15 protein-coding genes and 2 tRNA genes are annotated in these 22,009 nt (G+C 71.6%); 7 read left to right on the forward strand and 10 right to left on the reverse strand.

Annotation, left to right across the window (positions count from 1 at the left end; translation table 11 throughout):
* The first annotated feature begins 21 nt into the window (after positions 1 to 21).
* The 4 genes from AOM07_RS12310 (at position 22) to AOM07_RS12325 (ending at position 4,019) form a co-directional block, all read left to right on the forward strand.
* Entirely contained in the window at positions 22 to 1,029 is a 1,008-nt protein-coding gene (locus tag AOM07_RS12310) for an ABC transporter ATP-binding protein (protein ID WP_062314221.1), read from the forward strand.
* A gap of 51 nt (positions 1,030 to 1,080) precedes the next feature.
* The gene (locus tag AOM07_RS12315; protein ID WP_228374458.1) at positions 1,081 to 2,244 is read left to right on the forward strand and encodes an extracellular solute-binding protein; all 1,164 of its coding nucleotides are present in this window, start codon (positions 1,081 to 1,083) and stop codon (positions 2,242 to 2,244) included.
* A 102-nt stretch (positions 2,245 to 2,346) separates the two neighbouring features.
* A complete protein-coding gene (locus AOM07_RS12320) occupies positions 2,347 to 3,213 on the forward strand; it encodes an ABC transporter permease (RefSeq protein WP_062314224.1) in 867 nt (288 codons plus the stop codon).
* Entirely contained in the window at positions 3,213 to 4,019 is an 807-nt protein-coding gene (locus tag AOM07_RS12325; protein WP_062314227.1) for an ABC transporter permease, read from the forward strand. Before AOM07_RS12320 ends, AOM07_RS12325 begins: the two co-directional genes overlap by 1 nt.
* Before the next feature lie 49 nt (positions 4,020 to 4,068).
* Here AOM07_RS12325 and AOM07_RS12330 read toward each other — a convergent pair whose 3' ends face one another.
* Positions 4,069 to 6,384 (reverse strand): beta-L-arabinofuranosidase domain-containing protein, encoded by a 2,316-nt coding sequence (locus tag AOM07_RS12330; RefSeq protein ID WP_084830295.1) that lies wholly within the window; start codon positions 6,382 to 6,384, stop codon positions 4,069 to 4,071.
* Between the two features lie 230 nt (positions 6,385 to 6,614).
* Between AOM07_RS12330 and AOM07_RS12335 the strand changes: the two genes are divergently transcribed.
* The gene (locus AOM07_RS12335) at positions 6,615 to 7,133 is read left to right on the forward strand and encodes a hypothetical protein (protein WP_062314243.1); all 519 of its coding nucleotides are present in this window, start codon (positions 6,615 to 6,617) and stop codon (positions 7,131 to 7,133) included.
* A gap of 115 nt (positions 7,134 to 7,248) precedes the next feature.
* On the opposite strand, the gene AOM07_RS12340 is transcribed toward AOM07_RS12335, so the two are convergent.
* From AOM07_RS12340 to AOM07_RS12350, 3 genes are all read right to left on the reverse strand, one after another.
* A tRNA-Ala gene (locus AOM07_RS12340) sits at positions 7,249 to 7,324 on the reverse strand.
* Between the two features lie 82 nt (positions 7,325 to 7,406).
* Positions 7,407 to 7,483, reverse strand: a tRNA-Ile gene (locus AOM07_RS12345).
* A 76-nt stretch (positions 7,484 to 7,559) separates the two neighbouring features.
* Positions 7,560 to 8,420, reverse strand: a complete 861-nt coding sequence (locus AOM07_RS12350; RefSeq protein WP_062314245.1) for a DUF3566 domain-containing protein — start codon at positions 8,418 to 8,420, stop codon at positions 7,560 to 7,562.
* Positions 8,421 to 8,584: 164 nt separating this feature from the next.
* Between AOM07_RS12350 and AOM07_RS12355 the strand changes: the two genes are divergently transcribed.
* On the forward strand, positions 8,585 to 10,939 hold the full coding sequence (locus AOM07_RS12355; protein ID WP_062314247.1) for a bifunctional lysylphosphatidylglycerol flippase/synthetase MprF: 2,355 nt from the start codon (positions 8,585 to 8,587) through the stop codon (positions 10,937 to 10,939).
* Between the two features lie 22 nt (positions 10,940 to 10,961).
* On the opposite strand, the gene AOM07_RS12360 is transcribed toward AOM07_RS12355, so the two are convergent.
* The 3 genes from AOM07_RS12360 to AOM07_RS12370 form a co-directional block, all read right to left on the reverse strand.
* Positions 10,962 to 12,473, reverse strand: coding sequence for a SulP family inorganic anion transporter (locus AOM07_RS12360; protein WP_062314249.1), 1,512 nt, complete (start codon positions 12,471 to 12,473; stop codon positions 10,962 to 10,964).
* Positions 12,474 to 12,830: 357 nt separating this feature from the next.
* Complete coding sequence (locus tag AOM07_RS12365) at positions 12,831 to 14,345, reverse strand: catalase (protein ID WP_062314255.1); 1,515 nt, start codon at positions 14,343 to 14,345, stop codon at positions 12,831 to 12,833.
* Positions 14,346 to 14,372: 27 nt separating this feature from the next.
* Entirely contained in the window at positions 14,373 to 14,825 is a 453-nt protein-coding gene (locus tag AOM07_RS12370) for a Fur family transcriptional regulator (protein WP_062314257.1), read from the reverse strand.
* Positions 14,826 to 15,107: 282 nt separating this feature from the next.
* Here AOM07_RS12370 and AOM07_RS12375 point away from each other — a divergent pair, with 282 nt between their 5' ends.
* Positions 15,108 to 17,609: an FAD-dependent oxidoreductase gene (locus tag AOM07_RS12375; RefSeq protein ID WP_062314259.1), complete on the forward strand. Its 2,502-nt coding sequence runs from the start codon at positions 15,108 to 15,110 to the stop codon at positions 17,607 to 17,609.
* Positions 17,610 to 17,684: 75 nt separating this feature from the next.
* On the opposite strand, the gene AOM07_RS12380 is transcribed toward AOM07_RS12375, so the two are convergent.
* The 3 genes from AOM07_RS12380 to gyrA all read right to left on the reverse strand — a co-directional run bounded on the left by AOM07_RS12380 (position 17,685) and on the right by gyrA (position 22,001).
* On the reverse strand, positions 17,685 to 18,191 hold the full coding sequence (locus AOM07_RS12380) for a hypothetical protein (RefSeq protein WP_156171931.1): 507 nt from the start codon (positions 18,189 to 18,191) through the stop codon (positions 17,685 to 17,687).
* 87 nt (positions 18,192 to 18,278) lie between these two features.
* On the reverse strand, positions 18,279 to 19,277 hold the full coding sequence (locus tag AOM07_RS12385; RefSeq protein ID WP_062314263.1) for a serine aminopeptidase domain-containing protein: 999 nt from the start codon (positions 19,275 to 19,277) through the stop codon (positions 18,279 to 18,281).
* Between the two features lie 84 nt (positions 19,278 to 19,361).
* A complete protein-coding gene (gene gyrA, locus AOM07_RS12390) occupies positions 19,362 to 22,001 on the reverse strand; it encodes a DNA gyrase subunit A (RefSeq protein WP_084830297.1) in 2,640 nt (879 codons plus the stop codon).
* Positions 22,002 to 22,009 lie beyond the last annotated feature (8 nt).

Genomic DNA, 22,009 nt, shown 5'->3' on the forward strand with positions numbered 1-22,009 from the left:
GGAACTAGATGAATAGCCCGCATGGAGTCAGCCATCCGCCTGCGCGGCCTGCACAAGCGCTTCGGCGACACGATCGCCGTCGCCGACCTCGACCTGGACATCGAGCCCGGGGAGTTCTTCTCGATGCTCGGCCCGTCCGGCTCGGGCAAGACGACGGTGCTGCGCATCATCGCGGGCTTCGAGCAGCCCACCCGCGGCACGGTGTCGCTCTTCGGGGCCGACGTCACGCGGCTCGCGCCGTTCGACCGCCCCGTCAACACCGTGTTCCAGGACTACGCCCTCTTCCCGCACCTCAGCGTCATCGCGAACGTCGAGTACGGGCTCCGCGTGGCCGGCGTCGGCCGCCGCGAGCGCCGCGCCAAGGCCGAGGAGGCGCTCGGCGCGGTCCGGCTCGCGGGCCTCGAGGACCGGCGCCCGCACGAGCTCTCGGGCGGCCAGCGCCAGCGCGTCGCCCTCGCCCGCGCCATCGTCCTGCGCCCCCAGGCGCTGCTGCTCGACGAGCCGCTCGGCGCGCTCGACCTCAAGCTGCGCGAGCAGATGCAGGTCGAGCTCAAGGAGCTCCAGCGCTCGCTCGGCATCACCTTCGTGTTCGTCACCCACGACCAGGACGAGGCGCTCACGCTGAGCGACCGCGTGGCGGTGTTCGACGCGGGCGAGGTCGTGCAGCTCGGCACCCCGCGCGAGGTCTACGACCACCCGCGCAACCGCTTCATCGCCTCGTTCGTGGGCTCCTCGACGCTGCTCGAGCCCGACGTCGCCGCCGCGCTCGGGCTCGCCCGCGCACCCATGGCGGTGCGCCCCGAGCGCGTCACCCTCGCGGACTCCGGCCCGGGCGCGCCGGGCACCATCGCCGAGGTCATCTACACCGGCCCGGAGCACCGCATCGTCGTCGACCTCGACGGGCTCGACGCCCGCATCACCGCCCTCGAGCCGAACATCGGCGCGCACCACCGCCGCGAGCGCGGCGACCGCGTCATGGTCGGCGTCGAGCCCGCCGCCGCGGCGCCGCTCGAGCCTGAGGCCGCCTGACCGCACCACCCGCACCACCCGCAGCACCACCACCTAGGAAAGGAAGTCCCCGTGTCGAAGTCCCTGTCCCGCACGGCCCTCCGGGCCGGCCTCGCGTCCGTCGCGGTCGCCTCTCTCGCCGCCTGCGGCACGTCCAGCTCGGACGCCGGCTCCGAGGCCGCCTCCGAGCTCGGCGACACCGAGGGCGCGGTCTCGATCCTCGCGTGGCCCGGCTACGTCGAGGACGGCAGCAACGACGCGTCCGTCGACTGGGTGTCCGGCTTCGAGGAGGCGACCGGCTGCATGGTCGACGCCAAGACGTACGGCACCTCCGACGAGGCCTACCAGCTCATGCAGAGCGGCGGCTACGACGTGGTCGCGGCCTCGGGCGACCTCACGCTCCGCCTCATCGCCGCGGACCTCGTCGCGCCGGTCAACACCGACCTGCTCGAGAGCTACGACGGGATCTTCGGCTTCCTCAAGGACAAGGAGTGGAACTCGGTCGACGGCGTCGCCTACGGCGTCCCGCACGGCTACGGCGCGAACCTCCTCATGTACAACACCGAGGAGGTCACCCCGGCCCCCACGAGCTGGGACGTCGTGTTCGACAAGGCGTCGGACTACGCCGGCAAGGTCACGGCGTACGACTCGCCCATCTACATCGCCGACGCGGCCGTCTACCTCATGACCCACAGCCCCGAGCTGGGCATCGAGAACCCGTACGCGCTCGACCAGGACCAGTTCGACGCGGCCGTCGAGCTCCTCAAGAAGCAGAACGAGAGCATCGGCGAGTACTGGTCCGACTACCTCCTGGAGATCCAGGCCTTCGAGTCCGGCGACTCGGTCGCCGGCACCACCTGGCAGGTCATCCAGAACTCGATCTCGACGGGCAACACGGACGTGGTCCTGCCCGACGAGGGCGCGACCGGCTGGTCGGACACCTGGATGATCGCGTCGGAGTCCGAGGCCCCCAACTGCGCGTACGCGTGGCTCGACTACATCGCGAGCCCCGAGGTCAACGCCCAGGCGACCGCCTACTTCGGCGAGGCCCCCTCGTCCGAGGCGGCCTGCGACTTCCGCGACGACTGCGAGGCGTACCACGCGGGCGACGAGGAGTACGCGGCCCAGATCTGGTACTGGACCACGCCGGTGAGCGACTGCGTCGACGGCCGTGAGGACGTCGAGTGCGTCGACTACTCCGAGTGGACCAAGGCCTGGCAGGAGATCAAGGGCTGACGCCGTGACGCGGGGACGATGCGCATCGTCCCCGCGTCCGCGCCGGGCCCCGCCCCCTTGGGGCCCGGCGCACCCATCCCCGCATCGTCCCGCGAAGGAAGCATGACCACGCAACGCCTCTCCGCCTACCTGGCCCCGCGCCGCCGGCTCCGGCTCGCCGGGCTGCTCACCGCACCCGTGCTGTGGCTCGGACTCGTGTACATCGTCGCGCTCGCCGCGCTGCTCGTCACCGCGTTCTGGACCGTGAACGAGCTCACCGGCCAGGTGCAGATCGAGTGGACCACCGAGAACGTCGTCGAGGTGTTCACCGAGGCGCTCTACCGGACCGTCACGCTGCGCACCCTGGGCATCGCGCTGCTGGTCACCCTGATCGACATCGCGGTCGCCGTGCCGGTCGCGTTCTTCATGGCGAAGGTCGCGGGCACGCGCCTGCGCCACCTGCTCGTCGTCGCGGTGCTCGCCCCGCTGTGGGCGTCCTACCTGGTGAAGGTGTACGCGTGGCGCGCGCTGCTGTCCTCGGACGGGCTCATCGAGTGGGCCGCGTCCCCGTTCGGCGGCTCGACCCCCGGCTACGGCATCGTCGGGGTGGTCCTCACGCTGTCCTACCTGTGGCTGCCGTACGTCATCATGCCCATCTACGCGGGCTTCGACCGCGTCCCCGACCGCCTGCTCGAGGCCTCGGCGGACCTGGGCGCGAAGGGCTGGCGCACGCTGGTGTCGGTGGTGCTGCCGATGATCTGGCCGGCCATCATCGCGGGCTCGATCTTCGCGTTCTCGCTCAGCCTGGGCGACTACATCACCACCAAGATCGTCGGCGGCGCCACGCAGATGATCGGCACGCTCGTCTACACGAATGTCGGCGCCGCGAACAACCTGCCGCTGGCCGCGGCGATCTCGCTCATCCCCATCGGGATCATCCTCATCTACCTCGCCGCGGTCCGCCGGACCGGGGCGCTCAGGAGCCTCTGATGCAGCTCGGACGCACCGCCCGCATCGTCCTCGGCACCATCACCGTCGTGGTGCTCGGGCTCGTCTACCTGCCCCTCGGCGTGGTCTTCCTCAACTCGATCAGCACCTCGGAGAGCCTGTCGTGGCCCCCGCCGGGCTTCACGCTCGAGTGGTGGGGTCGCGCGCTGGAGAGCACCGGCGCGCTCGAGGCCCTCGGCACGTCCGTGGTGGTGGCGCTCATCGCGTCCGCGATCGCCCTCGTGCTCGGGACGCTCGCGGCGATTGCGCTGTCCCGCTACCGGTTCTTCGGCAAGGAGACGGTCAACCTCCTCATCGTGCTGCCGATCGCGCTGCCCGGCATCGTCACCGGCATCGCGCTCAACAACGCGTTCCGCACGCTCATGGGCGTCGACCTGGCGATGTGGACGCTCGTCGTCGCGCACGCGACGTTCTGCATCGTCACCGTCTACAACAACGCGTTCGCGCGGCTCAACGCCTCCGGCACGCGCCTCGAGGAGGCGTCGATGGACCTGGGCGCAGGGCTGTTCACCACGTTCCGGCTGGTGACGTTCCCGTACCTCAAGTCCTCGCTCATGGCGGGCGGGCTGCTCGCGTTCGCGCTGAGCTTCGACGAGATCATCGTCACCACGTTCACCGCCGGCACCGGCGTCGCGACGCTGCCGCTGTGGATCCTCCAGAACATGTTCCGCCCGTCGCAGGCCCCGGTGGTCGCGGTGATCGCGGTGATCCTCGCGGTGCTCTCGGTGATCCCGCTCGCGATCGCGCAGCGGCTCACCGCGAAGGACGCGGCGGCCGTCGCGCGCTAGGGACGATGCGCGGGTCCGGCGGGCGGGCAGCCCGGCGCGTGCCTCGCCTCTACTCCGGCGGCGTCATGAGCGCGACGCCCGCGATCCCGGCGGTCGCCCCGCCCGGGCCGGCCTCGAAGCGCACCTCGATGCCGTCGGCCTCGACGTCGACCGCGTAGACGGCCTCGACCACGTCGCCGTACAGCGGCACGTTGCGCACCACGCTCGACGCCGGGGTCGCGACGGCGCCGGCCAGGCGCACCACCGCATCGTCCCCGCCCGCGGGCAGGCCCACGAGCGAGCGGATGCGCACGAGGTGCGGGCCCGCGATGCGCGGCTTGAGCCGGTACGCGAACCAGTCGTCGGCCATGCGCCAGCTGCGCGCGTTGGTCCACTCGATGCGCGAGGCGTGCGAGACGTACCCGTGGTCCATCTCGGACTGCTGCTCGCCGGGGGCGACCACGTCGACCACGTCGGCGTCCTCGCTCTCGTCGCGGTCGAGCTCGAGCAGCATCTCGCGCAGCTCCTCCGCGGACGTGCCGACGGGGAAGTAGACGGTGCACCGCTCGTCGTGGATGCCGTTGTACGGCTCGAGCGCGAGCTCCACGCGCTCCGGCTCGTCGCCGTCGAGGCGCCACGCGGTCAGCGTCGCCGACGCTCCCTCGGCGGTGAGCTCGAGCGCGCCCTCCTCGCCCTCGCCGAGCACGACGGGCGTGCCGATCATCCGGCGCTTGGGGCCGATGGCCACGTGTGGCGCGTCCTTGCCGGTCGCGATCATGCCCTCGAGGTCGGCGGCGCCGTCGCGGTGCGCGAGCACGAACGGCCCGTACCGGAACGACGCCCACGGCGACCCGTCCGGCAGGCCCTCGAGCGCGAGCCGCGGCCGGAGGTCGAGGACGATGCGCGTGGTGCCCTCCCAGCGGCGCTCGAGGTCGACCTCGGCGACGCCGGCGGCGACCTCGACGGGCTCGCCGTCGACGACGAGGTCCGCGCCCTCCGACCAGTCGGGCACGCGCAGGCGGACGATGCGGTCGTGGGGGACCTCGGCCGTCACGTCGATCTCGACGCGCCACGACGCCTTGAGGTCCGCCCGGACCTCGATGCGGATGCCGTCCCAGTCGAGGACCGCGGGCTCGTAGATCTCGACGCGCGGGCTGTCCCCGTCGCGCGAGAAGAGGAAGCGGTCGTAGCGGCAGTGGCTCTCGAGGCCCGAGCCGACGCAGCACCACATCGACTCGCCGTGGCTCGAGTACACGCGGTAGTGCGCGGGACGTAGCGGGGAGAAGTAGACGAAGCCGCCGTGGCCCGGGTGCTGGACCGTGAGCGCGTGGTTGACGATGGCGCGCTCGGCGAAGTCGACGAGCTCGAGGTCGTCCGACTCCTGGCGGAAGAGGTCCGTGAGCGTGAGCATGCCGAAGGTGTTGCAGGACTCAGGGCCGAGCGCCTCGAGGACCATCGCGCGGAAGTCGTCGGCGGGGTGGAAGTGCTCGCGCACGCCGTGCCCGCCGATCGACACGGTGCGGTCGTGGACCACCTCGTCCCAGAACTGGTGGGCGGCGGCCTCGAGGTCCTCCGCGCCGGAGCGGGCGTAGCCGACGGCCTTGGGCACCTGCGTGTTGGCGTGGAGGCCGGTGAGGCGGTCCTCGCCGGCGAGCAGCGGGTCGAGGAGGAGGTGGTGGGACCAGCGGCGGCCCTCGGCGACGAGGTCCTCGCGGCCGGTGATCGCGGCGAGGCGGAAGAACGCGTCGTTCATGCCGCCGAACTCGGCGGTGAGGATCGTCTCGACCTGCGCGTCGGTGAGGCGGGCGCTGATGCCCATCCACCAGTCCGCCCACGCGACGGCCATGGCCAGCGCATCGTCCTGTCCCGCGGCCTCGTACGCGTCGAGCAGACCGTTGAACACCTTGTGGAGGTTGTACATGGGGACCCAGCGGCCGTTGAGGGCGAAGGGCTCGGCCTCGATGCGGCCGGCGCGGAGCTCCTCGCCGAGCTCGACGCCGCGCGGCGTGCCGCCGAGGTAGCCGGTGCCGACGGCGTCCTGGCACTCCCGGAGCCCGTCGAGCATCGCGCGCAGGCGGGCGCGGATGTCCTCGCGACGCGTGGCCGCGTCGAGGTGGGAGAGGGCGGAGAGGTAGTGGCCGCCGATGTGGCCGTCGAGGCCGCGCGACTCCCAGTCGCCGTAGGACTCGGCTACCGCGGGCAGGCCGGCCTCGCGGCGGTACGGCGCGAGCAGGCGGGCGGGGTCGTGGGCGAGGGCCGTGGCGACCGAGCGCTCGAGCGCGGCGAGCAGCGGGCCGCCCGTCAGCGTGATGGCGCCCTGCGGGAACGCGCGCGCCCCGTGCGCCGGCACCGTGGCGGGGTCATTACAACGTTGGAGATCGCCCATCCCACGATGGTAAGCCCGTGCGGGCGGGACCCGCGCCGCGCGCGGACGGCCGGGAGGCGCCGATGTAGGAAACGTGGGTTCTGTGGTGAATTGCACACGACGAACCGCCCGTCGCGTCTGGAGCCGGACGAACCCCGTCGATAGGGTCCATACCAGGACAGGGAGGTGCGCATGCCCGAGCCGAAGCGGCCCGACCGACACACGGGCAGGCGCGCCCGCAAGGCGGCGCGATGACGGTCTGGCCCGAGGCCTACCGGGGCCAGGTGTCCGGCGGGACCGCCGTCGCCGTACGGTCGAGCGCACGCCGCACCTTCGGCTCCCGACCGGAGGCCACGGACGAGCTCGCCGCCATCGATCGGCCCGCGCTGCTCGACCGCCTGTTCTCGCAGCCCGCCCACGACCTCACGCCGCCCGAGCGGCGCGTCCTGTGCGGCGCGGTGGTGCACGTGGACGAGCTCAGCGGCCGAGTGCTGCGCTGCACGCGTGACAACGGCCATGCGGGCCTGGAGCACGACAACCTCGGCGCGCAGGTGCTGAGCGACTGGGCCGAGACCGGCGGGGCCGCGCTGCTGACGTCGCCCATCCCGGTGACGCCGCTCGGCCAGACCATCCAGACGATCATGTCCCACGTCCGCTCGTACGAGGGCGTGCGGCAGTGGCGGCTCGAGCGGGGCATGACGGCGGACGCCGCGGCCGCGTGGGAGCGCGCGGAGGCGCTGCGGCTGCTCGTGCGGACGCTCGGGCGGTAGGCCGCCCGCGCGGTCGCGCATCGTCCGGCGTGCGGGCGCCGCGGAGGAACAGCGCCCCGGGGCACCCGCCCGGACAGGCGAGAAGGCCCCCGCCGGAGCGAGGGCCTTCATCGAGTGGTGGAGCCTAGGGGACTCGAACCCCTAACCCCCTGCTTGCAAAGCAGGTGCGCTACCAATTGCGCCAAGGCCCCGTGGTGGGAAGAAGGACATCGTCCCACAATCCGGGAGTGGATCTGAAGGTGATGAGCGCGATGCGCAGCCATCGAATCACCATGGTGGGCCCAGGAGGACTTGAACCTCCGACCTCTTCGTTATCAGCGAAGCGCTCTAACCGCCTGAGCTATGGGCCCCTCGCGGCTTCACCGCCGCGGCGTTAAACGATACCGCACCGTCGCCGCGAGACAAAATCGCGGCGACGGGGGCCGCTCAGTCGTCCGTCAGGGTGACGTAGACGCCGCCCACAACCGACGAGACGACGTTGTAGAGGAACGCGCCGATGGTCGCCAGGGCGGTCAGCAGCACCACGTTGACCACGGACACGAGGATCGCGGCGCTCATGACCTTGTTGCGGTCGAAGAACTGCATGATGTCGATCTCGGAGTCCTGCGCGAACAGCTTGACGACCCACTCGTTGACGAGCGCGAAGATGCCCATGCCGTTGAGCACGTTCCACAGCACGAAGACGCCGACGACGAGCATGATGCCCGCGGCGATCGACAGCAGGAAGCCGAGCTTGAGCACCGACCACGGGTCGATGCGCGACAGCAGCACGCGGGCCTTGCGGGGGCCGCCCTTGCTGGTCGGGACGGCGAGGTCGTCGCCCGCCTTGAAGCTCTCGGCCGCACGGCCCGCGAGGCCCTTGACCCGCGCGGCACCCGCGCCGAGCGCGGCGCTGCCGGCGCCGACCGCGCCGTCGAGGCGCGAGGGCTCGTCGGTGGTCGGGACCGCGGCGGGCGCGCCCGTCGGGGAGAAGGCCTGCGGCTGCGCGGCCTCGCGCTCGGGAGCCGGCTGCGTGGTCGTGGGGATGCCGCCCGGGGTCGACTGCGGACGCAGCGCGGTGCGCTGCGGGATCGAGCCGGTCGAGGGCGCGGCGGACGATGCGGTGGGCGTCTGGCCCGTCACCGGGGTCCGCGTGGGCGTCTGCGCGCTCACGGGGGCGGTGTCCGCGGCGGCGTCGCCGACCGGCATGAACGCGCGTCGCGACGGCACCTGGCCGGTGGTCGGCTCGGTCGGTCGCGGCGTGTACAGGCCGCGGGTCGACGTGGTGGTGCGGTCGTCCGCGTTCATCTTGCTCCCTGTCGTCTGACGCGCGAATGGCGTTCCAGTCATCCACGCGTGGGTGCGCGGGCATCTACCCAAGGGTAACCGAGGCACGTCCGCTGGTCATTCCCCCTGGCAGCGCGGCGCGATTCGACCTCGCCCGAAGCCCCGTGCGCGGTTAGCGTGGCTGCATGGCCTCCGAAGCGACCGCCACCGAGGAGCAGTCCGCGATGTCGCGCGCCGTCGAGCTCGCCCGCCGCCTGCCCGGCACCATCACCGTCACCGTCGTCGTCCTCGTCGTCGGCGCCCTCACCGGCGCCCTGTGGAACCCCGCAGAGGAGTCGGGCCTCGTCGACCGCTGGGGCTGGGGCCTCGACGCGTTCGCCGACGGGCACTGGATCAACCTGCTCGCGGGCGCCGCGATCGCGCCGGAGCCGTGGATGTACGCCCTCATCCTCGGCACGTTCTGCGTCGGCGGAGGCTTCCTCGAGCTGCGCTACGGCACCGTGCGGATGCTGCTCGCGGTGCTCGGCACGCACATCGTCGCCGTGCTCGGCACCGCGCTCCTGCTGCTCGGCCTGGGCGCCCTGGGCGTGGGATGGGCGGAGACGCTGGCCCACGTGCCCGACGTCGGGCTCAGCAACGGCGGCTTCGGCGCGCTCGGCGCCGCCACCGCCGGCATGCCGCTGCTGTGGCGGCGACGCGTGCGGCTCGTCGGCTCGCTCTACTGCATCGCGATGATCCTCTACGCGGCGGAGATCTGGGACTTCACCCACGCGATCGCGTTCTGGGCGGGCCTCCTCATCGGCCCGTGGATCGTCGGTCGCGCCCGCGAGCCCTTCGACTGGCGCTTCGGTCCCCAGGAGGTCCGCGACACCGCCGCGGTCATCCTCGCCTTCGGCGGTCTCCACCAGCTGCTCACGCGGATCTGGCCGGGGGAGGGCGGCATCCTCGAGTTCGGCGGCACCGCGGACGATGCGGGCCTCACCACGCTCGGGCTCGTCGGCAGCGCGGTCATCTCGCTGGCCTTCGCATACGCGCTCCACCGCGGCCGGCGGGGCGCGTGGTGGTTCGTGGTCGTGCTGACCGTGCTCGCGCTGCTCGCGAGCCTGCTCGTGGTGGCCGTCGGCGAGGGCACCCCGTCGATCGTGCTCGACCTGGCCCTCGACGCGGCGCTGCTGGTGCTCCTCATCGGCTGGCGGCGCCACTTCGCGGTCAAGGCGGACCGCGCCAGCCGTCGCACGGTGTGGCGGCGCGGCCTGCTCACGGTCGCGGGCCTCATGACGTTCACGGTGGTCGCGATCATGGCCCTCGGCTCGCAGCTCGACCCCGAGCCCACGCTCGGCACGGCGATCGGCGAGGCCGCGGTCCGCGTCTTCGGCGGGACCACCGGCATCGAGGGCACCACCGCCCTGTCCCGCACGCTGCTGAGCGCGATCGGCGTCGTGTGGTTCACCGCCTTCGCGATCTTCCTCGTCGGGCTGCTGCTCGCGTCGCGCCGCCACACCACCGACGAGGCGGTGCGCGACCGCTTCGAGGCGATCCAGCGCGAGACCGAGGCAATGACGAGCATCGGCTACATGACCCGCTGGGACGGCATCGACCACTGGGTGTCGGAGGAGGGCACGGCCGCGCTGGGCTTCAAGCAGGTCGGCGGCACCGCCATCGTCCTGTCCGATCCGGTGGGCCGCACCGCGGACCTCCCTGCCGCGCACGCCGAGTTCGCGGACTTCTGCCGCTCGCGCGGCTGGCGCCTCGCGTACTTCGCGGTGAGCGACGAGGCGCGGCTGCGCCTCGAGGACGCCGGCTGGCGGGCGATCCAGGTCGCCGAGGACACCGTGGTGCGGCTGCCGGACCTCGAGTTCAAGGGCAAGGCGTGGCAGGACGTCCGCTCGGCCATCAACCGCGCGAAGCGCGAGGGCGTGACGATGCGGACCTTCCGCTTCGGCGACGCGCCTCGCGGCATCAAGGACCAGCTCGAGGCGATCTCCGCGCAGTGGGCGGGGGACAAGTCGTTGCCGGAGATGGGCTTCACGCTCGGCGACCTGCGCGAGGCGGACGACCCGAACGTGGAGATGCACGTCGCCGTCGACGAGGACGGCACGGTCCACGGGATGACGAGCTGGCTGCCCGTCTACCGCGACGGCGACGTGGTCGGCTGGACCATCGACATCATGAAGCGCCGGCTCGACGACGGCGTGATGAGCGGGGTCATGGAGTTCCTCATCGCGGAGTCCGCCGTCGCGTTCAAGGAGGCCGGCTACGAGTTCATCTCGCTGTCGGCCGCCCCGCTCAGCTACTCGGGCGAGGTCGAGGGCACCGTCGAGCGCCTGCTCGACATCCTCGCGGACAAGATGGAGCCGTACTACGGCTTCACGAGCCTCGAGCGCTTCAAGGCCAAGTTCAAGCCCGAGCACCGCCCGCTGTACCTCATGTACCCGGACGAGGCGCAGCTGCCCGCGCTCACGCTCGCGATCCTGCGCGCCTACCTGCCCGACGCGACGGCGGGCGACCTCGTCAAGGCCGCGGTGACGCGCCCCGACTGACGCTCCGCCGCATCGTCCCCGCCTAGTGGCCGGAGCCCAGGTGACCGCTGATCCGGCCGTGGAAGTCGCGCGACGCCTCGTTGAGGCCGACGATCTCCACGTCGATGCCGTGCGTCGCGTACTTGTGCTCGACCGCGTCGAGCGCCGCGACGGTCGAGGCGTCCCACACGTGGGAGTCGGTCATGTCGATGACCACCTTCTCGGGGTCGTTGCCGTAGTCGAACTGACTGTAGAGGTCGTTCGAGCTGGCGAAGAACAGCGCGCCGGTGACGGTGTAGCGGCGGACGCCGTCCTCGACGGGACCGCCCGCGACCTCCGCGAGGTGCGCCACGCGGCGCGCGAACAGCACCGAGGCCAGCAGCACGCCCGCGACGACGCCGTACGCGAGGTTGTGAGTGGCGACCACGACGCCGACCGTGACGAGCATGACGGAGGTCTCCGAGCGCGGCATGCGGCGCAGCGTCGAGAGGCGGATCGAGTGCCAGTCGAACGTGGCCCACGACACGTAGATCATGACCGCGACGAGCGCGGCCATGGGGATCATCGCGACCACGTCGCCCAGCGCGAGCACGAGGATGAGCAGGAAGATGCCGGCCGAGAGGGTCGACAGGCGCGTGCGCGCGCCGCCCGCCTTCACGTTGATCATCGTCTGGCCGATCATCGCGCAGCCGCCCATGCCGCCGAAGAGGCCGGTGACGACGTTCGCGGCGCCCTGGCCCCACGCCTCGCGGGTCTTGTCGGAGTGGGTGTCCGTGATGTCGTCGACGAGCTTCGCGGTCATGAGCGACTCGAGGAGGCCCACGAGCGCGAGGCCGAGCGCGTACGGGAAGACGATTCGCAGCGTCTCGAGGCTCACCGGAACGTCGGGGATGAAGAGGCCGGGCAGGCCCTCGGGCAGCGCGCCCTCGTCGCCGACCGTCGGGACCGCGATCGCGGCGGAGACCGTGACGATGGTGAGCAGCACGATCGCGACGAGCGGCGCCGGCACGACGGTGGTGAGGCGCGGGAGGAGGGCGATGATCGCGAGCCCCGCCGCCACCAGCACGTAGACGATCCACGGCACGTCGACGAGGTGCGGCAGCTGCGCCATGAAGATGAGGATCGCGAGCGAGTTCACGAAGCCGACCATCACCGAGCGCGGGATGAAGCGCATGAGCTTCGCGATGCCGAGCAGGCCGAGCACCACCTGGATGAGGCCGCCGAGCACGACGGCGACGATGAGGTAGTCGAGCCCGTAGTCGCGCGCGAGGGGCGCGACCACGAGTGCCACGGCCGCGGTCGCGGCGGAGATCATCGCGGGGCGGCCACCGAGGAACGCGATCGACACCGCCATCGTGAACGAGGCGAACAGGCCCACGCGCGGGTCGACGCCCGCGATGATCGAGAACGAGATGGCCTCGGGGATGAGCGCGAGGGCCACCATGAGGCCCGAGACGAGCTCGGTGCGCAGCAGGCGCGGCGACGCGTAGCGGCGCAGCGAGCGCCAGCCGGTCGCCTCGGGGACTCCGGTCGCGGTGCGGTCGGCGGTGGGCATGGGGGACTCCGTCCAAGACAGGCGTGAGCGCGCGCGGACGCGCACGTCGGAGGGGAGGGGAGGCCGGCATCGGCCGCGGCCATGGTACCTGCCGCCCCGTCGACTCCCCATGCCGCCCCGTCGACTCCCCATGCCGCCCCGTCGACTCCCCATGCCGCCCCGTCGACTCCCCATGCCGCCCCGTCGACTCCCAATGACACATGTGACGGGTGGGGCGCGCATCTTCCCGTGCGACGGTCCCATCCGTCACGCGGGCACGCGCGCGTCACATCCGTCATTGGGAGTCGAGCACGGGAGTCGAGGCGGGCGCGACGAAGGCCCGGCCCCCCACGGGGACCGGGCCTTCGTTCGGACTGCTTAGACGGAGACGGGCTCCACGCCGGTGCCGGGCTCGCCGGCCTCGACCGGCGCCTCGCCGGAGAGGTTCGCGCGGAGCTTCGCACCGAGGTCGGCGTCCACGTTCGTCCAGTACTGGATCGCACGCTCGCGGATGTCGTCCGACTTCACCGCGCCGACGTGGCCGGTGATCTGCTCGAGGATGTGCGCCTTGCCCGCGTCGTCGAAGACCTCGCGATACATCGTGCCGGCCTGGCCGAAGTCGTCGTCCTCGGCGTGCAGGGTCGCGGCGGCGCGGACCATCTCGCCGTCCGACTCCCAGTTGCCCGCGTCGCCGGCACGGGCGGCATCGGCGTGCGCGCCGCCCTTGCTGTTGGGCGCGTACACCGGGGCGTCGGGCGAGGCGAACGAGTAGCGCATCGCGCCGTCCTTGGCGTAGGAGTGGCCGTTCGCGTCGGCGGCGTGCGGGGAGTTGACCGGCAGGTCGGCGTGGTTGGTGCCCACGCGGTAGCGGTGCGCGTCCGCGTAGGAGAAGATGCGCGCCATCAGCATCTTGTCCGGCGAGGCGCCGATGCCCGGGACGAAGTTCGAGGGCGCGAAGGTCGCCTGCTCGATCTGCGCGAAGTAGTTCTCCGGGTTCTTGTTGAGCTCCATGACGCCCACCGGGATGAGCGGGTAGTCGCCGTGCGGCCAGACCTTGGTGAGGTCGAACGGGTTGAAGCGGTACGTCTTCGCGTCCTCGTACGGCATGATCTGCACGTAGAGGTCCCAGCGCGGGAAGTCGCCGGCCTCGATGTGCTCGTAGAGGTCGCGGATGTGGTGGTCGCCGTCCGAGCCCGCGAGCTGGCCCGCCTCCTCGATTGTGAGGCCGTGCACGCCCTGCTGGCTCTTGAAGTGGTACTTCACCCAGAAGCGCTCGCCCTCGGCGTTGATCCACTGGTAGGTGTGCGAGCCGTAGCCCTGCATCTCGCGCCACGAGCGGGGGAGGCCGCGCTCGCCCATGAGCCAGGTCACCTGGTGCGCCGACTCCGGCTGCAGGGTCCAGAAGTCCCACTGCATGTCGTTGTCGCGCATGTGCGAGCCGGGGAGGCGCTTCTGCGAGCGGATGAAGTCGGGGAACTTGATGCCGTCACGGATGAAGAACACCGGGGTGTTGTTGCCGACGAGGTCGTAGTTGCCCTCGGTCGTGTAGAACTTCAGCGCGAAGCCGCGGGGGTCGCGCCACGTGTCGGGCGAGCCGTGCTCGCCGGCCACCGAGGAGAAGCGCGCGAGCATCTCGGTCTGGACGCCGTCCTGGAACAGCGCGGCGCGCGTGTACTTCGCGATGTCGGGGTTCGTGGTGGTGAACGTGCCGAACGCGCCACCGCCCTTCGCGTGGACCACGCGCTCGGGCACGCGCTCACGGTTGAACTGCGCGAGCTTCTCGACCAGGTAGTGGTCGGTGAGCGAGGTGACGCCGTTGTTGCCGACGGTCAGCGAGTGCTGGTCCGAGGCGACGGGTGCACCGGAGTTGGTGGTGGTGAACTTCTCCGACATGGGAGCGCTCCTTCGTGGTTGCGGCGTTCAGAGGTGGACAGAGGCCGGGGACGGCGCGACGACCGCATGTCTGCAGTCGGCGCAGAGACCCCAGAACGTGACCTCCGCCTCGGCGACCGCGTACCCGTGGTCGTCGTCGGGGGTCAGGCACGGGGCCTGGCCCACCACGCAGTCCACGTCCGCGATCGCACCGCAGTGCGTGCAGACGAGGTGGTGGTGGTTGTCTCCCACCCGCAGCTCGTAGCGGGCGGGATGGTCGCCGGGCTCGATCGAACGCGCGAGCCCGCGACCGGTGAGGTCGTGGAGGACGTTGTAGACCGTCTGCAGGGACACGTCCGGGAGGCTCTGCGAGACCCGTGCGTGGACCGCGTCGGCGGAGGCGTGCGGCAGGCCCGAGAGGGCCTCGATCACCGCGCGCCGGGGCTCGGTGACGCGCAGGCCGGCTCCGCGGAGCATCCCGTGCGTGTCGAGCTCTGTCATGACGGTCAGCGTACGTCCTTTTTTTGACTTCTTCAAATCACGGCTCCGGCGCGGCGCGCATCCGTGTGCACGTCCTGCGCTCCCGGGACCCCCGTGCCACGCTGGATCCCATGCACGATGCGCAGGTCTGCGGGCCGGCGGAGCCGCCACCCGTACCAACGTGCGCCGTTCGCCCCGCGCTCCCCCGCCCGGCGCATCGGCCAACCGGGACCAGATACCCCCAGGTGCGCATACCCCGGGGGATATCGTCATGAGCAGGTTCGAGACCCCCAGGAGGGAACCATGAAGCTGGTCGTCGTCGGCGGTGTCGCCGCCGGAGCATCCACCGCGGCGAGGGCGCGTCGCCTCGACGAGTCCGCGGAGATCGTCGTCTTCGAGCGCGGTCACCACGTCTCGTTCGCGAACTGCGGCCTCCCGTACCATGTCGGCGAGGTGATCTCCGAGCGCTCCCGCCTGCTGCTGCAGACGCCCGAGAGCCTGCGCGAGTCCCTCAACATCGACGTCCGCATCGCGACGGAGATCGTCTCGATCGACCGAAAGAAGAAGACCGTCACGGCCCGCGAGGTCGACACCGGCAAGGAGTACACGGAGTCGTACGACAAGCTCGCGCTGTGCATGGGCGCGGACGCGGTGCGCCCGCCGCTGCCCGGCATCGACCACCCCGCGGTCGAGGTCCTCCGCCGCATCGGCGACATGGACCGCATCAAGGCCCGCCTCGACGCGGCGCTCGCCGCCCAGAAGGCCGGCAAGCGCGGCACCGTCACCGCGGTCGTCGTGGGCGCGGGCTACATCGGCCTCGAGATGGCGGAGAACCTCCACCACCGCGGCGTGCGCGTCGACGTGGTCGAGCTGTCCGACCAGATCCTGCCCCCGGTCGACCACGAGATCGCGATCCCCGTCGAGCAGCACCTGCGCATGCGCGGCATCGGCCTGCACCTCTCCACCGGCGCCGCGGCGTTCCAGGCGCTGGCGGACAGCGACGGCGACGACCGCGTGAGCGTCGAGCTCAACTCGGGCACCGTCCTCAAGGCGGACCTCGTGATCCTCGCCGCCGGCGTCAAGCCCGCGGTGCAGCTCGTCAAGGACGCCGGCATCGAGCTCGGCGAGCGCGGCGGCATCAAGGTCGACCTCCACATGCAGACGTCCGACCCGGACGTCTACGCCGCGGGCGACGCCGTCGAGACGCCGCACCCCGTCCTCCCCGGCCAGTACCTCGCGCCGCTCGCCGGCCCGGCGAACCGCCAGGCGCGCGTCGCCGCCGAGAACATCTGCGGCCGCGACACCGAGTACAAGAGCACGCAGGGCACCAGCATCGTCAAGGTCTTCGACATGGTCGCGGGCGGCACCGGCGCCACCAAGCGCCAGCTCGACGCCGCGGGCGTCGACTACCGCGTGGTGCACGTGCACCCCTCGGGCCACGCCGGGTACTACCCGGGCACCGCGATGATGCACATCAAGCTGCTGTTCTCGCCCACCGACGGCAAGGTCCTCGGCGCGCAGGCCTGCGGCTTCGACGGTGTCGACAAGCGCCTCGACGTGTTCGCGATGGCGGTCCGCGCGGGCCTCACGGTCTTCGACCTCGAGGAGCAGGAGCTCGCGTACGCCCCGCCGTTCGGCTCCGCGAAGGACCCCGTCAACATGGCCGGCTTCGTCGCGGCCAACACCATCCGCGGCGACTTCACCCTCTGGTACGCGGAGGAGTGGCCGGTCCCCGACGGCGCCCGCCTCGTCGACGTCCGCACGCCCGAGGAGTACGGCATCCACCACCTGCCGGGCGCCGAGTCGGTGCCGCTCGCCACGTTCCGCGAGGCGATCAAGGGCTGGACCGACAAGGACCAGCCGATCCGCCTGTACTGCGCGGTGGGCTTCCGCTCGTACCTCGCGCACCGCATCCTCGTGCAGAACGGCTTCACCGACGTCGCGACGCTCTCCGGCGGCTCGACCACGTACGGCCACGTGCACGACAACCCCGCCGACCAGTACTCCGCGCAGCCCCCGATGGAGAACTACGCGGAGAAGGTCTCGGTCGCCTCGGCCGTCGCCGCCGCGACCGGCCAGCTGACCGAGCTCGACTGCACCGGCCTCGCGTGCCCGGGACCGATCATGCGCCTCTCGGACGCCATGAAGAAGGCCGATGCGGGCGACGAGGTCCGCGTGACCGTCTCCGACCCGGGCTTCGCGCTCGACGGCCCCGCGTGGGCCGCGAAGAACGGCCACACGCTCGTCTCGCTCGACCCCAAGGGCCCGGGCTTCGTCGGCACCTTCCGCAAGGGCGGCGTCGAGCCGGTCCAGACGGGCAAGGCGGCCGGCGGACGAAACAAGACCTCGATGGTGGTCTTCAGCGGCGACCTGGACAAGGTGCTCGCGGCGTTCATCATCGCCAACGGCGCGGTCGCCATGGGCGACGAGGTGTCGATGTTCTTCACCTTCTGGGGCCTCAACGCCCTGCGCAAGACGGACCCGCCGAAGCGCGACAAGTCGATGATGGACACGATGTTCGGCGCCATGATGCCGCGTGGCGCGGAGAAGCTCAGCCTCTCGCAGATGCACATGATGGGCGCGGGCACCGCGATGATCAAGAACGTCATGAAGCAGAACGACGTGCCGTCGCTCCCCGAGCTCATCAAGTCCGCGCAGGACGGCGGCGCCCGCCTGCTCGGCTGCACCATGACGATGGACCTGCTCGGCATGTCGGAGTCCGACCTGCTCGACGGCGTCGAGCTCGCCGGCGTCGCGACCTTCCTGGGCGAGGCCAACGAGTCCGGCACCACGCTGTTCATCTGATCCGCCGCTCTCGCGCCGGCACGCCGCATCGTCCCCTCGGGCGGTGCGGCGTCGCCGCGTCCGGACCCGCGCCGGTCAGCTGAAGCTGACGGTGACGTAGCCGCCGTCCAGCTCGACCCGTGCCGGCCATCCCGCGCGGGTCTGCACCAGGTACGTCCGGCCGTCGCTCGCCAGCAGGCCCAGCCGCGAGTAGAGCAGGTCGAGCTCGGCCATGTCGACGTCGACGGCCGTGGGCACGCCCTCTCGGACCGTGACCCCGCCGGCATCCGCCGGCCACGGGATCGCGGCGTGGATCTCGTCTCCCTCGACGTCGAGCCACGACACCTCGAGGGTGGCCGTCACGGTGGCCTCCTCGGCGGGCTCCTCCGCCACCAGGGTGGAGATCGAGGGCAGCGCGTCGGGCTCGGCCGCGACCGCGGCGCGCAGGTCGACGATGCTGCCCAGGCCGATCGCGCCGACCATCGCGACCGCGGAGACGGCGAGCCCGATGGCGTGACCGGGGCGCGACTCCCAACGCAGGACCGCTGCCGCCGCCAGGGTGATCACCAGCAGCAGCCCCGTCAGCACGAACCCTGCGCCCATGATCACCCCCGATTCGCACGCTACCAGCGGTTTCTGTGCCGCGCGCGGGCGTCGGCGGCTCGATCCCGCCCGCCCGCGCCCCGACGGTCAGACAGCAGGTGCCTCGCTCCGATCCGTGCGCAGCACGGAGTCGATGAAGCTCTCGACCGCCGCGAGGTAGCGGGCCCGAGGGACCTGGGCGCTGAGGGCGAGGTCGTGCACGGCCCCGGCGACCACCAGGCGCCTCGCCCGCATCCCGAGTCCGGCGACCACGGGCTCGATCGCCGTCACCTCCACCACCGTGTCCTGGCTCCCCAGACGGGGGTTGTCCGGGCGGTCCGGGCCCGACGAGTCGGACGATGCGACGAGCACCGGGACGCCGATCGGCAGCCCCCGGGCGGCGCGCCTCTGCGCGGCGCTCGTCGCGGCCAGCCATCCGGCGGTCGCGCCGACGCCCGCGGGGTCCTTCCATGCGGTGTCGAACGTCCAGCCCCGGGCGAGGAGCCCGGCCGTGTACGGCGAGCGAGCCGGATCGACGACCAGCCGGGGAAGGACGCGTGCGACCGCGGGCATCGAGGCCAGCAAAGCACGCCGCGACGCCGGCAGCGCGAGCCCGTAGAAGGGTCCGTCGAGGACCAGGCCGGCAAGGGCGGGGTGGGGGCGGTCGCCCGCCCAGACGTGCGCCGCGAGGGCGCCCGTCGAGTGCGCATGGACGATCAGCGGCAGCTCGCCGAGCCCGCGCGCCGCCGCATCGTCGCGGGCCGCCGCCGCGGCGTCGGCGATGTCGTCGCCCAGCTCGTCGATGTCGGCGATGTGGTGCGGCTGGTTGCCGGGCCGGAGCGAGCGGCCGGCTCGGCGCATGTCGACCGCGTAGGCCGCGCAGCCGGACCCGGTCAGCGCGTCCGCGAGGTGCGCGGCGAAGAAGTAGTCGTTGTAGCCGTGGACGATCAACGCCACGGCGCGCGGCGACTCGGGGACAGCGATCCGTCGCACGAGCGTGCGGGCGAGCGCGCCGTCGGGCCCCGCCGCCGGTGCCGCGGACGGAGCGCCCAGGTCCGCGGCCTCGTAGCCCGTGAGGATGTCCGGAGCCCACCGCATCGTGCCCATCACCCGAGGATAGGCGGCGGATACCCGCGAGGACGCGGAACGGGCCGGCCGCATGCGCGACCGGCCCGTTCGGACGTCATCGGATCACTCCGCGGCGGGAGCCTCCGGAGCCTCGGCCTCGGGAGCGGCCTCGACCGTCTCCGCCGCGTCCGCCTCGGCCTCGGCGGCCTCGGCCTCCTCCTCGGCCTCGAGGTTGCGCTCGACGTTGCGGGCGATGCCGATGATGCGGTCGCCCTTGGCGGGCTTGGCGAAGATCACGCCCATCGAGTTCTTGCCCTTGACGGGCACCTCGGACACCGCGGAGCGCACGACCTTGCCGGACTCCATGATGACGAGCACCTCGTCGGTGTCCTCGACGAGCATCGCGCCCACGAGGTCGCCGCGCTCCTCGGTGAGGGTCGCGACCTTCACGCCCAGGCCGCCGCGGTGCTTGGGGTTCCACGCCGACGCGCTCGTGCGCTTGGCGTAGCCGTGGCGCGTGACGACGAACGAGAACGGACCGTCGGAGACCAGGGGGGCCTCCTCGTCGTCCGTCTCGAGCTCCGCCTCGTCGCCCGCGACGGCGGTGCCGGCCAGGATCACGTCCATCGCGAGGAGCTCGTCGTCGCCGCGGAAGCTCATGCCCTTGACGCCGGAGGTCGCGCGGCCCATGGGACGCAGCTCCTCGTCCTTGGCGTTGAAGCGGAGCGACTGGCCCAGGCGCGACACCAGCATGAGGTCGTCCTCCGCGGACACGAGGCGCGCGGAGACCAGCTCGTCCGACTTGAGCTCGCCGTCCTCGGACTCGACCTCGCGCAGGTTGATCGCGATGAGGCCGCCGGTGCGGTTGGAGTCGTAGGCCTTGAGCTCGGTCTTCTTCACGAGGCCGCGCTTGGTCGCGAGGACCAGGTAGTCCGCGTCCTCGTAGCTGCGCAGGTCGAGCACCTGGGCGATCTCCTCGCCCGGCTGGAACGCGAGCATGTTCGCGACGTGCTGGCCCTTGGAGTCGCGGCCGCCCTCGGGCAGCTCGTAGGCCTTGGCGCGGTACACGCGGCCGAGGTTCGTGAAGAACAGCAGCCAGTGGTGCGTCGTTGTGACGAAGAAGTGCTCGACCACGTCGTCGTTGCGCAGGGTCGCGCCGCGGACGCCCTTGCCGCCGCGCTTCTGGGCGCGGTACTGGTCCGAGCGGGTGCGCTTGACGTAGCCGCCGCGGGTGATGGTGACGACCATCTCCTCCTCGGCGATGAGGTCCTCGATCGACACGTCGCCGTCGTACGGGTGGATGACCGTGCGGCGGTCGTCGCCGTACTTGCGGACGATCTCGGCGAGCTCGTCGGAGATGATCGTGCGCTGGCGCGCCTCGTTCGCGAGGATGTCCTTGAGGTCCGCGATCTCGGTCATGAGCGCGTTGTAGTCGTCCGTGATCTTCTGGCGCTCCAGGGCCGCGAGGCGGCGCAGCTGGAGGTTGAGGATCGCGGTCGCCTGGACCTCGTCGACGTCGAGCAACGCCATGAGGCCCGTGCGGGCCTCGTCCACGGTGGGCGAGCGGCGGATGAGGGCGATGACCTCGTCGAGCGCGTCGAGCGCCTTGAGGTAGCCCTGCAGGATGTGGGCCTCGCGCTCGGCCTCGCGCAGGCGGTAGGCGGTGCGGCGCTGGATGACCTCGAGCTGGTGGGCCGTCCAGTGGCGGATGAAGCCGTCGAGCGAGAGCGTGCGGGGCACGCCGTCGACGATCGCGAGCATGTTCGCGCCGAACGTCTCCTGCAGCTGCGTGTGCTTGTACAGGTTGTTGAGCACGACCTTCGCGACCGCGTCGCGCTTGAGCACGATCTCGAGGCGCTGGCCGGTGCGGCCCGACGTCTGGTCGCGGATGTCTGCGATTCCGGAGACCTTGCCGTCCTTGACGAGCTCCGCGATCTTGATCGCGAGGTTGTCGGGGTTGACCTGGTAGGGCAGCTCGGTGATCACCAGGCACATGCGGCCCTGGATCTCCTCGATGTTCACCACCGCGCGCATCGTGATGAGGCCGCGGCCCGTGCGGTACGCGTCCTCGATGCCCTTGCGTCCCAGGATGGTCGCGCCGGTGGGGAAGTCGGGGCCCGGGATGCGCTCGATGAGCGCCTCGAGCAGCTCCTCGCGGCTCGCGTCCGGGTGGTCGAGGTGCCACTGCACGCCGGCCGCGACCTCGGTGAGGTTGTGCGGCGGGATGTTGGTCGCCATGCCGACCGCGATGCCCGCGGAGCCGTTGACCAGGAGGTTGGGGAAGCGCGACGGCAGGATCGTGGGCTCCTGCTCGCGGCCGTCGTAGTTGTCCTCGAACTCGACGGTGTCCTTGTCGATGTCGCGGACCATCTCCATGGCCAGCGGCGCCATCTTGCACTCGGTGTACCGCGAGGCCGCGGCGCCGTCGTTGCCGGCGGAGCCGAAGTTGCCCTGGCCGGAGATCAGCGGGTAGCGCAGCGACCACGGCTGCACCATGCGGACGATCGTGTCGTAGATCGCGCTGTCGCCGTGCGGGTGGTACTTGCCCATGACGTCGCCGACGACGCGCGAGCACTTGGAGAACGCGCGGTCGGGGCGGTAGCCGCCGTCGAACATCGCGTAGAGCACGCGACGATGCACGGGCTTGAGGCCGTCGCGCACCTCGGGGAGGGCACGGCCGACGATGACCGACATGGCGTAGTCCAGGTAGGACCGCTGCATCTCGGTGTTGAGGTCGACCGCCTCGATCCGTCCGTGATCCATCTCGGGGG

The sequence above is a fragment of the Demequina rhizosphaerae genome, assembly GCF_000971255.1.
In the GTDB taxonomy this organism is placed as follows: Bacteria; Actinomycetota; Actinomycetes; order Actinomycetales; family Demequinaceae; genus Demequina; species Demequina rhizosphaerae.

Excerpts from the sequence above, each read along its gene's own strand:
- AOM07_RS12310 (WP_062314221.1), top strand. The coding sequence starts at position 22 with ATGGAGTCAGCCATCCGCCTGCGCGGCCTGCACAAGCGCTTCGGCGAC.
- AOM07_RS12320 (WP_062314224.1), top strand. The coding sequence starts at position 2,347 with ATGACCACGCAACGCCTCTCCGCCTACCTGGCCCCGCGCCGCCGGCTC.
- AOM07_RS12325 (WP_062314227.1), top strand. The coding sequence starts at position 3,213 with ATGCAGCTCGGACGCACCGCCCGCATCGTCCTCGGCACCATCACCGTC.
- AOM07_RS12330 (WP_084830295.1), bottom strand. The coding sequence starts at position 6,384 with ATGGGCGATCTCCAACGTTGTAATGACCCCGCCACGGTGCCGGCGCAC.
- AOM07_RS12335 (WP_062314243.1), top strand. The coding sequence starts at position 6,615 with ATGACGGTCTGGCCCGAGGCCTACCGGGGCCAGGTGTCCGGCGGGACC.
- AOM07_RS12350 (WP_062314245.1), bottom strand. The coding sequence starts at position 8,420 with ATGAACGCGGACGACCGCACCACCACGTCGACCCGCGGCCTGTACACG.
- AOM07_RS12355 (WP_062314247.1), top strand. The coding sequence starts at position 8,585 with ATGGCCTCCGAAGCGACCGCCACCGAGGAGCAGTCCGCGATGTCGCGC.
- AOM07_RS12360 (WP_062314249.1), bottom strand. The coding sequence starts at position 12,473 with ATGCCCACCGCCGACCGCACCGCGACCGGAGTCCCCGAGGCGACCGGC.
- AOM07_RS12365 (WP_062314255.1), bottom strand. The coding sequence starts at position 14,345 with ATGTCGGAGAAGTTCACCACCACCAACTCCGGTGCACCCGTCGCCTCG.
- AOM07_RS12370 (WP_062314257.1), bottom strand. The coding sequence starts at position 14,825 with ATGACAGAGCTCGACACGCACGGGATGCTCCGCGGAGCCGGCCTGCGC.
- AOM07_RS12375 (WP_062314259.1), top strand. The coding sequence starts at position 15,108 with ATGAAGCTGGTCGTCGTCGGCGGTGTCGCCGCCGGAGCATCCACCGCG.
- AOM07_RS12380 (WP_156171931.1), bottom strand. The coding sequence starts at position 18,191 with ATGGGCGCAGGGTTCGTGCTGACGGGGCTGCTGCTGGTGATCACCCTG.
- AOM07_RS12385 (WP_062314263.1), bottom strand. The coding sequence starts at position 19,277 with ATGGGCACGATGCGGTGGGCTCCGGACATCCTCACGGGCTACGAGGCC.
- gyrA (WP_084830297.1), bottom strand. The coding sequence starts at position 22,001 with ATGGATCACGGACGGATCGAGGCGGTCGACCTCAACACCGAGATGCAG.